Source organism: Thalassotalea algicola (assembly GCF_012932965.1).
In the GTDB taxonomy this organism is placed as follows: domain Bacteria; phylum Pseudomonadota; class Gammaproteobacteria; order Enterobacterales; family Alteromonadaceae; genus Thalassotalea_F; species Thalassotalea_F algicola.
Window position 1 is genome coordinate 55,647 of the sequence record NZ_JABBXH010000008.1, and the last position, 16,039, is coordinate 71,685.

The following is a 16,039-nucleotide window of genomic DNA, read 5'->3' on the forward strand; positions in this document are numbered from 1 at the left end:
TGAAGTTTTTTAAATAAATGACCAACGATATATTGCAATGCGGTGACAAGGCGTTAACGCTAACTTCGCCACAAGTCATGGGTATATTAAATGTTACGCCAGATTCATTTTCTGATGGTGGCAAATTTGTCTCTTTTGATAGTGCCCTGTCTCAAGTTGAACAAATGATTAATGACGGTGCCACAATTATCGATATTGGTGGCGAGTCGACACGCCCTGGTGCTAAAGCTGTGACGCTTGAAGATGAACTCGAAAGAGTCATTCCAATACTTAGCGCAATCAAGCAACGATTTGATATCGTCGTATCTGTGGATACCAGCAAAGCTGGTGTTATGAATGAGGCGATAAAGGCTGGGGCGGGCATCATTAATGATGTTAGAGCATTGCAAAATGATGGTTGTTTAGAGGTAGTAGCTGCTGCTGACATACCCATTTGTTTAATGCATATGCAGGGTATGCCTCGTACAATGCAAAAAAATCCGCAATATGAAGATGTAACACAGGACATTATCAGTTTCATTGGCCAACGCCTTAATGTTTGTCAGCAACACGGAATAGATAAAAGTCGGCTCATTGTCGATCCTGGTTTTGGTTTTGGAAAAACACTAGAGCAAAATTATCAGTTACTGAATCAGTTGAGTGACTTTGAAGAATTAGATTTACCTTTATTGGTAGGCATTTCAAGAAAGTCTATGATTGGTAATTTACTGAATGCAGATGTAGATGAAAGGCTGGCAGGAAGCCTTTCGGCAGCAATTATCAGCGCTCAACAAGGTGCAAAAATTATTCGTGTACACGATGTAAAGGAAACCGTGGACGCGTTAACTGTTTTACAGGTCACACAAAGACCAGAACTGGCTAGGGGATAAGAATGTCAGAAAGAAAATATTTTGGTACAGACGGTATTAGAGGTTTTGTTGGTAAGTCACCAATCACACCTGATTTTGTCATGAAACTTGGCTACTCTGCGGGTAAAGTACTTGCAGCTCAAGGTACTAAAAAAGTACTAATTGGTAAGGACACTCGAATATCTGGCTATATGCTCGAGTCTGCGCTTGAAGCAGGTTTTTCAGCCGCTGGTGTAGATATTGGCTTGCTTGGCCCTATGCCAACACCAGGTATCGCTTATTTAACTAAAACATTTCGAGCGGAAGCAGGTATTGTTATTAGTGCTTCACATAACCCTTATTATGATAACGGCATTAAGTTCTTTTCTCAGTCTGGTGAAAAGTTGCCTGACGCTGTTGAATTAGCAATTGAAGCTGAAATAGATAAAGCCATGACTTGTGTTGAATCCGATAAGCTGGGTAAAGCAACACGAATCGACGATGCCGCTGGTCGTTATATTGAATTTTGTAAAAGTAACTTCCCAAGTCAGTATTCTTTGTCAGGGTTAAAGGTTGTTGTTGATTGTGCCAATGGCGCGACTTATCACATTGCGCCAAATGTATTTAAAGAACTTGGCGCTGAAGTGATCAATATTGCTACTAGTCCAAATGGTACCAATATAAATGATGGCTGTGGTGCAACATCTATGGCACAAATCCAGGCAGCTGTAGTCGAGCATAAAGCAGACTTAGGTATCGCCTTAGATGGCGATGGTGATCGTCTAATGATGGTTGATCACACGGGAGAGGTTGTTGATGGTGACGAATTAGTTTATGTCATCGCTACAAGCGATTTAGCGGCAGGCACTATGCGTGGTGGCGTTGTAGGTACCTTAATGAGCAACATGGGACTGGAATTGGCGTTAGCCGATCTTGGTGTGCCTTTTGCGCGCAGTAAAGTAGGCGATCGCTATGTAATGGAAATGTTGTTGCAAAATGGTTGGCAGTTGGGGGCAGAAAACTCAGGACATATTATAAATTTAAATCACACCTCAACAGGTGATGGCATTATAGCGGCGTTAAACGTACTAACTGCTGTAACTCGAACAGGAAAGAACCTATTTGAATTGCGTAGCGGTATGACAAAACTGCCTCAAATTTTGGTGAATGTAAGGTTTGAAGGTGACAGCGACCCGCTTAATGCGCAAAGTGTTGTTGCTGCAGTGCACAGTGTAAACGAACGCTTAACGGGCAAAGGTAGAGTATTGCTTCGTAAATCAGGTACAGAGCCATTAATTCGCGTAATGGTTGAAGGTCCTGACAGAGAAGAAGTAACCGCTTTAGCAAACGAAATTGCAGACGCAGTTAAGCAAGCCGTCTGATAGTTCGTTTTATCGCCAAAAGAACAAGATATTTGGCGAAATACTTGTAACTTAGCGGCAGGTTAGTTAATATCTCGCCGCTCTAAATTGGGAACTCGACATGAAAAGACAAACAATTGTTGCAGCTAACTGGAAAATGAACGGTAGCTTCGGCCTTGTTACTGAAATGAGTCAAGGCTTAGCGGATTTGCAATTAGCAAATGACGTAAGCGTTGTAGTTTGCCCAAGTGCACCATTTTTAGCTGCGCTAACTGATGCTTTGGAACATGAGAAAGCATCAGAGCACATCAGCGTAGGTGCGCAAAATGTTAGTGAGTTTGAACAAGGCGCGTATACTGGTGAAATATCTACAAGTATGCTTCAAGCCTGTAAAGTTCAATATGTTATTTTAGGTCATTCTGAGCGCCGTTCTATTTTTAAAGAAACGAGCACTCAGGTGGCACACAAGGTAAAAACTGCACTAGATGCTGGTTTAGTGCCAATCTTATGTATTGGTGAAAGTGAAGCACAAAGAACTGCTGAACAAACTGAAACAGTACTTGCTGCGCAGTTACAACCTGTTATTGATGAAGTTGGTATAGAACGTTTTAGCCATATAGTAATCGCTTATGAGCCTGTTTGGGCAATAGGTACTGGCAAAACAGCATCGCCTGATATGGCGCAAGCTACTCATCAGTTTATTAGAAAGTTTTTAGCTGATATCGATAAAGATATTGCTGCGAAAACGCCGGTTCTATACGGTGGTAGTGTAAATGCTAAAAACTGTGAAGCACTGTTTAGTCAAACCGACATTGACGGTGGTCTAATTGGTGGCGCAAGTTTAAAAGTCGACGAATTTAAAGTGATTTGTTCGGCGGCAAAAGGAAATAGTTAATATGTTGTATGAAATTTTAATCGTAATTTATTTAATCGTTGCACTTTGTTTAATTGGTTTAGTGCTAATTCAACAAGGTAAAGGTGCCGATATGGGCGCATCATTTGGTGCTGGTTCATCTGCTACCATTTTTGGTTCTGGTGGCTCGGGTAACTTTATGACTCGCGCAACGACTTGGTTAGCGATTGCCTTCTTTGCGATTAGTTTAGTTTTAGGTAACTTAACTGCACAACGCACTAAGCAAACAGACGAATGGAATGACTTAACTACTCCGGTAGAACAGCAAATTCCAGCAGACGCGGCAGCAAGTGCTGAGCCAAAATCTGAAAACGTTGATGTGCCTGTTTCAGATGTACCTACATCTGATGACAACAACGATAGTGACGTTCCTGACTAATAGTCGTCAATACTAAATTCGCGGATGTGGTGGAATTGGTAGACACGTATTCTTGAGGGGGATATGCTTTAGGGCGTGAGGGTTCAAGTCCCTCCATCCGCACCAACACAAGGTTCATTAAGAACCAATAAAAACCGGAAAACCTAATATAAACAAGGTTCTCCGGTTTTTTTATGTCTGTTAATCGTCAAATATACTGCTTTTCATCAGTTGTTGTTTGAACTTTTGGTGTTTGAGGTTCATGATTGAAGCGCTTCACTATAGGGGTAATAAGGTAGTTAAAAATCTTCATTCTTATACTTCCTGCGACGATTCCACAGTAAAGAGCATTGGTTAATGGATCGTCACTAAAAGATAATGTTGGTGCCAGAGGTAAACTGTAACCTCTTAACGTTACTGTCATTATGTAAAGGAATAGTGATGACAAAAATACGTCGATAAGTATTTTTTTCTTACTAACGACTTCTTGATGCTCGCGATCCGTACCAGCAATAATTAACGCGACAAATAATGCAACTAAAATCGCAACAAAAAGATAAAGAGGTGGGGAAACAACAATTTCATGTTTACCGGAAGATTGCCTTAAATCATCGCCCAACCCAGAGATATTGACATTATATTTACCGATAAATAACGGGTGAAATTCGTAAGGTAAGCTGATATTCGTAATTTTTTTTGAAGTGGATAGCAAAGATGTTAGGCCCCTTCGAATTTCTCCGTTTGGAATCCAATCCGGTGGAGTATAATTAAATTTAACGACAATTTCTTCTTCACTTTGAGTATCAAATAATATCTTTTGAGGAGCTCCAAGCCACATTGTATTTCGATTGCCTTGCAGTTTAATGTTAACTAACGGTGGCAGCTCTTTATCGATAGTCGACAACGAAAAATTCGTACCTAGCTTTCTAATTTCCGCTTTATGTAGGAAGTGAGTTTTAATATCCCCATTATCTTTATCAAACTCTATTTCATTGCCAATTAGCTCAGACCTAAAGGGCTCTTTAAGTCTAGTGTTAATTGTGCATCGCCATTTATTCACTTCACTTGTTTCGTTAGCGCATGCGTTAGGGGTGTTGTTAGTTGCATATTCAATGGCTTTGTAAATAGCTTCAAAGGCGAGAAATGAAGAAGCGGAACGCTCATGTAATTTATCTTTTCCTATAGAAAGAAATGAGCTCTTTATCGGTGAGTTGTAGAGTTCTAAAGTAGGGGTTAATGCTACCAATGATCCTCTATGATTAAATAGCTTAGTATCAGCAGCTTCTGCCTTTACGACAAACTTTGGCGAGATATTATGGTCGCTTATTTGGGCATGTTTAACGGTTCTAATGAGGTCTTCTACAGTGGTTGGGTTGATTAATACAAAAATCGTATTGTATTTAATGTTGCGTTTATATTTATCAAAAGGTTGTAATTCTGCTACGTCGATGTAATCAATTTGGTGTTTATTATCTATATAGTTTTTTACCAGTTCGGCTGAAGGTAGTGAGTATTGGTTATCACTTTTATAGATGATCAGTGAATGTTCACCTACCGAATTATCTATATCTGGCCTCCACGTTTTTAATAGCTCGGCAACTCTGTATGTGTCATTTGGCACTGAACGGTAAAAAAAGCTTTCTCCTTTTGGGTTTAACACTGGTCCCGTAGCAAACGACGTAATGGTAGGAATTGTTAGTTTGTTGTCAAGCATAGACATTGCACAACCAGAAGTTATCGGTCCAAATATCGCGATAACATTGTCAAATTCAGCGCCCCCTTTATTTTCACAGATAATGTCTTGATGAATGTCTTCATAATATTCTACAAATTGAAATTCGTTATTTTGCAGGTTGAATTTCTTACTGCCAATTTTATCATCGACAAAGTAATTGGCAGCTGAACTTATTGTTTGCCATTGTTTTTCACTTGCTTTGTGTGACTTCTCTTTATGTACGACAACTATCTTAAATGTATTTTTAATTTTGTTGGGCTTTATCGACTCTGTAACCATACCACTAGTAATTTCAAGTACAGATGGAATGAAAATAATTACGGTTGATAACAATAGAATTAGGTAGGCGAATTTTTTCATGTGACACATCCTTATGTGTAAAGTACTACATACAGCAATATTTGTTGGTTTGGGAAATACAGCTAACTCTTAAATATAGAAGGTGATTGGTTAAAAAACAAACAATCAAGAAAAAGGGGGAGACAGTAAAATTCAATGTTCGCAAATTCTTAACTTATTGGAAAATTTTCTACTCATAGTCAATACTCACAAACAACGATGGAGTTACCTTGCAATAACATGGATGTGTTTACCTGTAGTCATGTCACGCTAGCTCGTAATGGGCACCTCTTCAATTCCATTTAATCATGTAGCTTAATGCTGCTGGGTATATTTCATATAGGTGAACTTATGAGCCAGACTAAAATTGAAGATCTTGTAGGTGCTTTATTAACTGCACCAGCTAAAGCAGTAATTTATGCCAATAGAGAGCAAGCCGTAATCTGGAAAGATTATTTGGCATTTGTTGCAGGCCTAACGTCGAGAGCTAAAGCTGCAGAGAAAGTACACATAATCGAACGGTATATTGAAATGGCGCCGAAATGGAAAGTTGCTGCTGAGTTGGAAGTTGGAATGACATCGCGTGTTGCTTCGGTCACTAAAAAGTCTTTAGGCGCATCAATAGGAATCGGCGTTGGATTACTTCAGTCAGCTGGACAGTTTGCATCTGAAACATCTACCAGCTCTGAAAGCGTAATGAAAATAAAAGCTAAGTATGCCTTGTCGAATGATACAGAAACGTCACTGAAAGAATATATGTCTTCTATGGGAATCGAACTAGCTAATGAAAGTGACCTTACCAAAGCGAGCCAGCATTTATCGGCAATTATCCCTAAGGAGCTTCAGACCCCAAACATTTCGCCTCAAGAGGGACAGCAATAGCGAAAGTCAAAGCTAAGTTTCCCATTTGTATCATTAACTACATGAGTGCTTGTATTTTTTTCATCAAACTTAAGGAGCAAATTGATGGCAGAAAGAGAAGGTGAAAATAGCGAAACATTAAGTGCTTTTTTACTTGCGTTACAAAAATCTATTTCACGTGTCAGTAGAGACTCTGCCCTTAAAGAAGGCGAGTCTGGTCGGGCAAATGCACTTATAACAGGCGACATAAATTTTGCGTTTTCCATGAAATGTGATTTGGAAACAGATGGTGTAATTCGACTGAATAGAGAAGGCGCTATCGCGTTAAATATGGATGGAGTTGTAACGGCAGATATTGATCTTGTTGACTTAGATGAACAAGAAGTTACAGAAAATACTGTGAAAAATGTCGGTGGGGAATCACAAAGCACTGAAGAAAAAGATACCTCACAACAGTCTAAAGATGTTGTTGCTAAAAGAAGCCAAGTTAAACACAAAAATTTAGACCTTCGAAGACGCAATACAAAAGCTAAAACTAAAGGTTAACCGCATGACGATTAAAAAAGCACAATTACCAGGTCGTTCTCCTGAACGAGTTTTTATGGCGACCATTGAAAACATTCATGAAGCAGCAGTCAATACTGAATTTAAAGGTGTTGTAGATGTTGGTGTAAATTTTAACGCCGTAGAAATGAGTGAAAGTGGCAAGCTTGTCAGTTGGTTCAAAGGGTCAAAAAAACAAACTTCTACGGTGCAAATTAAATTGGCTACCCGTGTCCATATCGAATAATTATTGGAAATATCATGAAATTAGTAATGTTAGAGCGGTTTGCTTATACACCTAATGGTGTATTTGGAAAAATTAAAATGCCAGAGTTTGAATGTTTTACAGTTGAACGCCCTTGGTTAGATAATAAACCGCGGGAATCATGTATTCCAGAAGGTGAATATGCCATGAAGTTAGGGCGATATAACAGAGGAGGATATCCTGCTTATGAAATACTTAATGTTCCCAATCGAACATTAATAAAAGTTCATGTTGGCAATACAATAGATGACGTCGTTGGTTGCGTGGCGCTTGGCAAAGCACTTGGGTATTTGGAAAGAAAATGGGCGGTAACTAGCAGTAAAAAAGCTTTTAAAGAGTTTATGCAAACGATGGCTGGCGAAAAAGAATGTAAAATTAAAATTTATCAATACCTTCCATAACAACATCATAGTTTACTTTATAACTGAAGTTATCCGGCGGTTTATTTTAATAGCCATTACAAACAATTCCTCAGTCTGAATATGCTTTTAATTAATTTCGTTTTACATATCCGCTTAATATATTAATAATATGTTAACAAAAGCCATTCTGGAACGGATTGGGCTGAAATTATCGCATGTGAAAACAGGCGGCATTACAAAAATAAAAGGAAGAATAATGGAAGTATTTTTAAGCTATATTTTTACCATTGAGTTTGCACTACTGATATTGGTGATAGCGACTTTGAAAGGCGGCATTAAGTTTGTGCCGCAAAATAGAGCATATGTGATAGAGCGTTTTGGTAAATATAGTCGTACCTTAGAATCAGGGTTAAATTTCTTAGTGCCGTTTATCGAACAGATAGGTGCAGATCGCTCTTTAAAAGAACAAGCGGTTGATGTACCTAGTCAAAGTGCGATAACTAAAGACAATATTACCTTAACTGTTGATGGTGTTTTGTATTTTAGAGTTTTAGATCCAATGAAGGCCACCTATGGCGTTGATGATTATAACTTTGCCGTTACCCAACTTGCTCAAACCACCATGCGTTCTGAAATTGGTAAGATGGAGTTAGATAAAACCTTTGAAGAACGTGATGCCATTAATGCTGCTATCGTTTCAGCAATTAACGAAGCTGCTCAAACTTGGGGCGTCCAGGTTCTTCGTTATGAAATTAAGGATATTATGCCACCACACTCAGTGATGAATGCGATGGAGCAGCAAATGAAAGCTGAGCGCGAAAAACGTGCGACTATTCTAGAGTCTGAAGGTTTAAAGCAATCTGAAATTAATCGTGCTGAAGGTGAGAAACAAGCGAAAATATTAGCGGCAGAGGCTGAGAAACAAGAGCAAGTACTAAACGCGGAAGGTGAAGCGTCGGCAATTATTAAAGTTGCTGAAGCACAAGCACAAGCGATTGAAAAAATTGGTGAAAAAGCATCAACGGCTGAAGGTCAAAAGGCAATCGAATTAGACTTAGCCACTAAAGCGATAGGCGCAAAAGAAGCAATTGCTAAAGATTCTACCGTGGTATTGCTACCTGATGGCGCTACAGAAGCGGGATCATTGGTTGCACAAGCGACCAGTATTTTAAACGTAATGAACAGCGCAAAAGGAAGTTAAATTGTGGACTGGATAATTGAAAACCCAGGTCAAAGCTTAGTTACTATAGGCATAGTGCTGTTGATTGTCGAAATGCTATTATTAGGTTTTTCGACGTTTATTCTTACCTTTGTTGGCTTATCGACTATTGTAACAGGGATAGCAATTGCTATCGGTTTGTTACCTAGTGATTTACTGACCATTCTAGTCAGCAATGCCGTATTAGCGTCTGTTTTTGCCATACTCCTGTGGAAGCCATTGAAACAATTTCAAAATCGGCAAGATACTCATGCAGTAAAGAATGACTTAATTGGTTTAGAGTTTGTCCTTCCGGATTCAATAGGTCCATCGACTTCATGTAAGCACCGCTTATCAGGTGTCGAATGGCAAGTGAAAAGCGCCACAGAAATATCTGCTGAAACTTCCGTAACGATTGTTAAAACAGATGTAGGTGTGCTGTGGGTTGAAGCAGCTTAACTAATAATAGCTATAGCATGAGAAAAGGCCCAATTAGGGCCTTTTTTATTTCCCTAGTAAATGTAAAGCGTTATTCAGATCATTACGTTTTTTTACAACAATTTACTTATCATTTTTAATCAGGTGAATTATATTGAGGCCGTTCATTAACGGTTCATTAACCATTTGTTAGTCTAATATTAATTCTAAACTAAGCGTTTTATATTGTTCATGCTGCCAATCATTAAAAGGATCTTTTGTTTATTGTGTTTAGCACTGCTCTCTGGCTGTGCTGGGATGCAGTTGAATAATTTGTTTCGAGACTATGCTCAAGAGCTAAATGAAGTTCGAACGCAAATTGCACAAGGTGATGTGAGTAAAGCCATATCCATTAGCCAAAGCCCAACAAAAGGTACGACTAATTATCAGCTTTCATTATTAGAACAAGGTCGCCTTGCATTCTTAAACCAGGATTACAAGCAAAGCCAATGGTGGTTTAATCAGAGTTACCAAGCATTAGAAAGTGATAGAGAAAAGGCTAATCTACGTGTCGGTCGGGGTTTAGAAAAAGTAAATGCGTTAATTACTAATGATAATGCTATTGGCTATCAACCCGCAGCTTATGAACAAAGTATGATGCATGGCTACCAAGCACTTAATTACTTGTTTCAAAATAATCTAGAAGCGGCGTTAGTAGAAGTTCGTCGCGCTAATATTGTGCAAGAAACGGCTTTGAATAGCTATGAACAAGAGTTGCTAGAGGCGAAATCAAATACTAACGGCGTGAATTGGCAAGAAGTTAATGACGCAATAGCGCCATTAGATAGTCGAATTGGCGAAGTTAAAAATGGCTTTCAAAATGCCTACACTTTTTATTTATCAGGTTTGCTTTATGAGGCAGCAAATCAACTTAACGATGCATATATTGATTATAAAAAGGCGCTTGAAATATACCCAGACAATTCTTTCTTGCAAAAAGACGTATTAAGGTTGGGTTCAGTTTTAGGTATGGATAATGACCTCAATGTGTTTAAACAACGCTTTAACCATGAGGTTAAGACCAAAAGTGTCAATAACGGTGAACTGGTTGTAATCTATGAACAAGGATTAATAGATGCCATGCAAGAGCATTCGCTTCGCTTACCGGTATGGACGAGTAATGGCGACATGCGATTTTATAGTTTTTCAGTGCCTACCTATGGCTATTCAAATTTTGTCGAAAACCCATTAATAATGGAAGTTGAAGGAAAAGTTTTACAAACGGAGGCAATCGTTAAACTGCAATCTCTAGTTGCGAAGCAGTTGAAAGATAATATGCCCGCTATAGTTGCACGTCAGGCATTACGGATAATTTCAAAAGAACAGTTGCGCAGGAAAATGAGCAAAGAAGGTGGTGATGTCGGCAATATTTTGGCTGGATTATACAGCTTAGCATCAGAAAACGCAGATACGCGTAGCTGGTTAACCTTGCCTGGTGATGTGCAAATGTTAAGAACTCAACACCTTGCAGGAAAACAGCAATTGAAATTTTCAGGAATGGCTCCGCTAGAAGTGGAAATTAACGCAAAAAGAATAACTTTGGTTTTTATTAGTCAGATTGGTGGCTACCAAACAGTTAAAGTTGCTCAGTTATAATTTAAATTTGTCTTAAGTAGAAATGTATTGCTTAAGCAATACGATAAGGAATCAATGATGAAAAAAACACTATTTATCGCATCTGCAATATCGATTGCACTTTTGGGCGGTTGCTCTAGTAAGCAGGTTGTTAGTTATGGTGACGCGACTGCAGTTGAAACAACAGATATTAATTTTGGCTCTACCGATTTGCAAAAAGCAGCAAATGAAATGACTGAGTCTTTAACTGCATCGCCTATTATTGGTTCGTTGACGGAAAATAAACGTCCAGTAGTTTTTGTCGAGCGAATTAAGAATAAAACGAGTGAGCATATTGATACCGAGTCGATTACTGATTCAATTTCAACAAAAGTATTGCAGTCAGGTAAGTTTAGATTTGTTGATATGTCTCGTGTAGAAGCCGTTAAAAAACAGCTTCAATTTCAGCAAGAAGGCGGTATGGTTGATCCAAGCAAGGCAATTCAATTTGGTAAACAAATAGGTGCTGAATATATGCTTTATGGCAATTTGTCGAGTATTGTTAAAACTAATAAAGATAAAAAAGACGTCTATTACAAATTTACCATGCGTTTAATGGATCTTGAGAGTGGTATTATCGAGTGGGCTGACGAAACTGAAATTCGTAAAACACGTGAAAAAGCTAAAGTTGGTTGGTAATCATTAATTACTAGCTAATGAAGTTTGGGATAAGTAAAGGAGAAAGCCGATGAAACAAGTGTTGAACCAGCTAATAATGATCGTTACGTTTGTAGCATTTGCTTTTTCGCCTTTGCTAAGCGCTAGTGAATATGAAAGAAACAAAGCGGTGCCTGTAAAAGAAGTACGCTTTGGTGAAGTAATATCGGTTAGGAAAATAACTGAGCGAGAGTTACTTCAAGATAAAGCTAATGGTTGGGAAACCTTTGGTGGTGCGCTGATTGGTGGTGCGATTGGTTATCAATTTGGTGATGGTAGTGGCCAAGTCGCAGCAACTATTTTAGGGAGCTTAATAGGGGCTAATCTTGTTGGTAATAATCAGCAAAAGCCAAAAGAAAAAGTGTTACATCTAGTAGAGCTAATGATCCGTACCGATAATGGCCAAGAATATATGGTGGTTCAGGATTACGACAGTAAGATGTTATTTGAAGCCGGTAACGCCATTCGCTTAATTTATTTAGCGAATGGCAGCGTAAGAGTAGATAAACAATATTAGTTCTCTGACTCAAGAGCTGCTACTTGTTGAAAGTATCGGTTAATCGTTCCTTGATCTGCAAGCAACTTAATTACGTTACTTAATAACTCACTGTGCTCACCCCACTGAGAATTTTTACTCAATGCAATGTATTCATCTATGCCTTCTTTAGGCTTATAACGTGCTGTTTTTAAGCGATGTAAAGGATCTGCTGAGTAGCGCTGTTTAAGCGGGGTTAAGCTTAAATCTATCATAGTATCAACGCGATTATTCAGCACCATATTTACTGCACTTTGATAATTCACAGCAGCAAACTTATCCAATTCATTGTCTTGATCGAACTGCTCAAAATATTGATTTCCGCGTAATGTTGCTATGGTTAAATTTGCAAGTTCATCATACTCAGCGATTTCAATTTGATTACTTTTTTTTACTAAAAAGTGAAACTGAACATCATGAGTGGCTAGTGCTGGTGTTAAAAAATGTAAAAACTTAGTGCGAGCTTTAGTTTTAAAAACTGAGAAAATAAGATCGACTTTTCCTTTTTCGACCGCTTTTAGGCACCTAGCCCAAGGGCATTCATAATATCTTACATTTACGCCCAATAATTTGGCAATGTCTTGCGCTATAGGCAGCAAAATTTTTGCTCTACCTTCATTTTGAGCGCTGTCAGACGCAACAACAATTTCTTTAGGGAGATTTGTTTCTGAGGATGAAAACTGACTAGAGTTTGCGTAGGTATACGCCTCACTTTGTGGGATAAGAAAGTAAGTAAAGAGACAATAAACTGAGACAGCGAGCTTCAATTTCATAGTCAGCATTTTAACTATTTTGTATACAATAACAAACAAAAATAAAAGATAAAAAAAAACGAGGCGTAGGCCTCGTTTTTACATAATAACTTTCTTACTGGTTAGTTTAGAAAGTAAATTTAACACCAGCTTTAAATATACGACCTAATGGGCTGTATGAGCTAGGGAAGGTGTTACCAGAGTTAAAGGCAGTTGAACCTGCTTCACCACCAACTACAGGCGCATCTTCATCTGTGACATTATCAATACCAAACGTTAACTTAGTATGTTCACCTAAGTTGTAGCTGGCAAATAGGTCGAAGTAATCATATGCATCAATTGAGCGGAATGCTTCAAATGACCCTGCTGCTTGAACCTCTTCCATATCAACGGCACTGCTATGGCGCCATAGAAGCGACATAGTGAAGTCATCTAAGTTCCAAGTAACACGCTGGTTCCATGTGGTCTCTGGTGTTGGAGAACAGTTGTTACCGTACATACCTAAACAGTCTATAACTGGTAAAACAGAAGAAGATTGGCGCTCATTCGACATGTAGTGGTTTAGGTTTGTTGCAAAGCGCATTTCACCCCAATCTTCCATGCCAACAGCAAAGTGAATTCCTACTTCAACACCTTCGGCTTTACGATAGCTTAAGTTAGTGGTGTAAGTTTCAATACCTGAGCCAGCAATCGTTAAATCGCCACCAATACGATTGATTTTTTCACACTCACTGGTAATGCCATAGGTATAACAGGCATCCATAGTTTGTTGAGCGGTGAAAGTACCAATAGTGTTGTCTACTTCAATATCGTAGTAGTCAACAGTTAGTTCTAAATCAAGTAGGTCTTCGTTGGTATATACAAAACCAGCAGTGAACGTTTCAGCTTCTTCTGCTTCAGGTAACTGTTCTGGGTTTGTACCTTGGAACGCATTTACTTGGCCAGAAATAACGTCTTGCACTTTACCAACTTGTGCATCTGTCATACCCGTTGAAATACAAAGTTGACGTAAGTTAGCATCAATATTAGCTGCATTTGCAACAGAACAAGGATCAATTAACGCATTGCTTAAACCAGTAACAGCAGGCGATGCAATTTCGCCAACGTTTGGTGCACGTGTCGCTTCTTGTTGCATTACACGAACTAGTAATGAATCAACTGGACGCCAGCTAAAGCCAAGTTTCCATGTGTTATTTGAACCTACAGAGTCATAATCTGCAGAACGATAAGCAAATTCTATATCAAGTGATTCAGCCATCGTTTGGCCGTCGAATACAGGTAATACACCCTCAACGAAGTATTCTGAAACTTTAAAGCCACCTTTGATTGGTAACGTATTACCACCAGCACCACCTAAACAGCTTGTCGGTGCTTCTTTTAAACACTCATCAGGAATTGTTTCACCAACTTCTTTACGATGTTCATAGCCAAAGCTTACAGTTAATGGCATGCCAGCCCATGGAATTTCAATAAACTCCACCGGACCGTTAACACTTGCTGTGATGACTTCTTGAGAATACTCTTGCTTAATTAACGCTGTAGCAGAAGAGAAAGCCGCTGCTTCAGGCGTAATGGTACCAAAACCACCGAATAAATCGATTGGCACACAAGCAGATTCACCGCTCTTACAATTTACACCATCAGTGGTATCCAATGCTTTTTGAATGTTAGAAACGTTAGTGTAACCGGCACTTATGTTGGTACGATTTGATTCACCGTATTGGAAAGATACATCGTATTCCCAATCTTCATATAACACACCTTCAACACCAGCAACTAATTGGAATAATGCTGTTTCATAGTTTGTTGAACGGGGACCAAGCTCTAAGGTACGGCGACGAAGTTGTACTTGAAGGTAATCTTCGGTATCAACAACACCGTTGCCATTAATATCTTGCCAGTTTTCTACGCCACCATTTAATAAACCATCAACACGTGCTTGGTTTGCATTATCAAGGATCCAGCCAAGTGCTTGATCGCCAATAAATGGGTTAGCCAACGGCAGCATAAAAGTAGAGCCAAACGTACCTGATGGTGCAATTTGTTGCTTAACTTGTGTGTTATTAAATTGCGCAGTGGTATAAACCCTATGGTCATCACTTATATCGTAGTGAGCAATCGCTGTAGCACCATATCGCTCTTGAGGCGTTTGATAGAAGTTATAAGGGTTAAAGTTGAATCGACTACAATCGTCACCAATTGTGCGGTCTTCTCTAAACTGTCCATTTACTCCTGCACCAACAATGGCAAATCGTGTTGGAATAGCTGTTGTTGAGCCACCGCCACTTTCAAATGTCGTTACGTCTGGTCCGCCACAGTTTTGATGCGGTGGTACTGGGCCATCGCCATCTAAGTATGACTGGTAACCGCCACCTGAAGCTGTCGCAATGCCTAAAACACCTAACGGTCGGTCACCTAACATAACAGGTTTACGATCTGTCCAATTCATCGCTAGGGCAACATTGCCTCGTCCTTCATCTAGTGACGAGCCTAAAGTAAGGGAGATATTATCTGTTTCACCGTCACTTTCTTCTGTTTCTGAATGGTTAAAACTAAATTCAACCCCTTCAAAGTTATTCTTCATGACAAAGTTAACGGCACCTGCAATTGCATCTGAGCCATATACGGCAGAAGCACCACCGGTAACAACATCAACACTTTCAATTAGTGAAACAGGCACCGATGCTGTATCGACAATACCATTGAAATTAAATGGGATCATACGACGGCCGTTCATTAACACTAAAGTACGTTGCGTACCTAATGCACGTAAGTTGACGGTAGCTGCACCAGCGGTACCGTTGTTTACGCTAGCGCCATCCCCAGGAATTGTTGCTGGAAGGTTTCTTAATACTTCTTCAATTTGTGGGGTTTGGATCATTTCAATTTCTTCAGCACCCATCGACATGATTGGGCTAGCTGAAACGGCACCAGGTCGTCGAATACGACTACCTGTTACCGCAATACGTTCTATTTCTTGTTCTGCTGCTGGAGCTTCTTCTTGAGCGTAAACAACACTTGGTGAGATCATGGCAGATGACGCTGCACCAAAGAGCAGTGCCAATCTAACCGACTTTGTTATTTTGGAATTAGTAAACATGAGTTTCTCCCTGTTTATTTATAATCATTCTTAGATTCCATGCCAGACATGACGACTAACTATGTGGCAAAGAGTGTGAATCAAGCTCAAATTACTCCGCTAAAAGCCTTACTACATTAGCTAATACACAAATGGCGGAAAC

The 16,039-nt window shown here is 39.3% G+C and carries 16 protein-coding genes and 1 tRNA gene; 14 read left to right on the forward strand and 3 right to left on the reverse strand.

The window, feature by feature from the left end:
* Positions 1–17 precede the first annotated feature (17 nt).
* The 5 genes from folP to HII17_RS17740 all read left to right on the forward strand — a co-directional run bounded on the left by folP (position 18) and on the right by HII17_RS17740 (position 3,585).
* A complete protein-coding gene (folP, locus tag HII17_RS17720; protein ID WP_169076706.1) occupies positions 18–869 on the forward strand; it encodes a dihydropteroate synthase in 852 nt (283 codons plus the stop codon).
* A gap of 2 nt (positions 870–871) precedes the next feature.
* Positions 872–2,209, forward strand: coding sequence for a phosphoglucosamine mutase (glmM, locus tag HII17_RS17725; RefSeq protein ID WP_169076707.1), 1,338 nt, complete (start codon positions 872–874; stop codon positions 2,207–2,209).
* 100 nt (positions 2,210–2,309) lie between these two features.
* Positions 2,310–3,083 carry a triose-phosphate isomerase gene (gene tpiA, locus HII17_RS17730; protein WP_169076708.1) on the forward strand — a complete coding sequence of 258 codons (774 nt, stop codon included), beginning with the start codon at positions 2,310–2,312 and terminating at the stop codon, positions 3,081–3,083.
* 4 nt (positions 3,084–3,087) lie between these two features.
* Positions 3,088–3,480 (forward strand): preprotein translocase subunit SecG, encoded by a 393-nt coding sequence (secG, locus tag HII17_RS17735; RefSeq protein WP_211185413.1) that lies wholly within the window; start codon positions 3,088–3,090, stop codon positions 3,478–3,480.
* Positions 3,481–3,500: 20 nt separating this feature from the next.
* Positions 3,501–3,585, forward strand: a tRNA-Leu gene (locus HII17_RS17740).
* Positions 3,586–3,667: 82 nt separating this feature from the next.
* On the opposite strand, the gene HII17_RS17745 is transcribed toward HII17_RS17740, so the two are convergent.
* Positions 3,668–5,554 carry a type 1 periplasmic-binding domain-containing protein gene (locus HII17_RS17745; RefSeq protein WP_169076710.1) on the reverse strand — a complete coding sequence of 629 codons (1,887 nt, stop codon included), beginning with the start codon at positions 5,552–5,554 and terminating at the stop codon, positions 3,668–3,670.
* 330 nt (positions 5,555–5,884) lie between these two features.
* Between HII17_RS17745 and HII17_RS17750 the strand changes: the two genes are divergently transcribed.
* The 9 genes from HII17_RS17750 to HII17_RS17790 all read left to right on the forward strand — a co-directional run bounded on the left by HII17_RS17750 (position 5,885) and on the right by HII17_RS17790 (position 12,027).
* Entirely contained in the window at positions 5,885–6,415 is a 531-nt protein-coding gene (locus tag HII17_RS17750) for a hypothetical protein (RefSeq protein ID WP_169076711.1), read from the forward strand.
* Between the two features lie 84 nt (positions 6,416–6,499).
* The gene (locus tag HII17_RS17755; RefSeq protein ID WP_169076712.1) at positions 6,500–6,940 is read left to right on the forward strand and encodes a hypothetical protein; all 441 of its coding nucleotides are present in this window, start codon (positions 6,500–6,502) and stop codon (positions 6,938–6,940) included.
* A gap of 4 nt (positions 6,941–6,944) precedes the next feature.
* Positions 6,945–7,184 (forward strand): hypothetical protein, encoded by a 240-nt coding sequence (locus HII17_RS17760; RefSeq protein ID WP_169076713.1) that lies wholly within the window; start codon positions 6,945–6,947, stop codon positions 7,182–7,184.
* Positions 7,185–7,198: 14 nt separating this feature from the next.
* Complete coding sequence (locus HII17_RS17765; RefSeq protein WP_169076714.1) at positions 7,199–7,603, forward strand: DUF5675 family protein; 405 nt, start codon at positions 7,199–7,201, stop codon at positions 7,601–7,603.
* A gap of 217 nt (positions 7,604–7,820) precedes the next feature.
* Positions 7,821–8,765 (forward strand): stomatin-like protein, encoded by a 945-nt coding sequence (locus HII17_RS17770; RefSeq protein WP_169076715.1) that lies wholly within the window; start codon positions 7,821–7,823, stop codon positions 8,763–8,765.
* A gap of 3 nt (positions 8,766–8,768) precedes the next feature.
* Complete coding sequence (locus HII17_RS17775) at positions 8,769–9,221, forward strand: NfeD family protein (RefSeq protein ID WP_169076716.1); 453 nt, start codon at positions 8,769–8,771, stop codon at positions 9,219–9,221.
* Positions 9,222–9,497: 276 nt separating this feature from the next.
* Positions 9,498–10,835, forward strand: coding sequence for a COG3014 family protein (locus HII17_RS17780; RefSeq protein WP_169076717.1), 1,338 nt, complete (start codon positions 9,498–9,500; stop codon positions 10,833–10,835).
* A gap of 57 nt (positions 10,836–10,892) precedes the next feature.
* Positions 10,893–11,492, forward strand: a complete 600-nt coding sequence (lpoB, locus tag HII17_RS17785; protein ID WP_169076748.1) for a penicillin-binding protein activator LpoB — start codon at positions 10,893–10,895, stop codon at positions 11,490–11,492.
* 76 nt (positions 11,493–11,568) lie between these two features.
* The gene (locus HII17_RS17790; protein WP_235938945.1) at positions 11,569–12,027 is read left to right on the forward strand and encodes an outer membrane lipoprotein; all 459 of its coding nucleotides are present in this window, start codon (positions 11,569–11,571) and stop codon (positions 12,025–12,027) included.
* Here the strand turns inward: HII17_RS17790 and HII17_RS17795 are convergent.
* Positions 12,024–12,818, reverse strand: a complete 795-nt coding sequence (locus HII17_RS17795; protein WP_169076719.1) for a substrate-binding periplasmic protein — start codon at positions 12,816–12,818, stop codon at positions 12,024–12,026. The genes HII17_RS17790 and HII17_RS17795 overlap by 4 nt on opposite strands.
* Before the next feature lie 106 nt (positions 12,819–12,924).
* Positions 12,925–15,897, reverse strand: coding sequence for a TonB-dependent receptor domain-containing protein (locus HII17_RS17800; RefSeq protein ID WP_169076720.1), 2,973 nt, complete (start codon positions 15,895–15,897; stop codon positions 12,925–12,927).
* Positions 15,898–16,039: the final 142 nt, after the last annotated feature.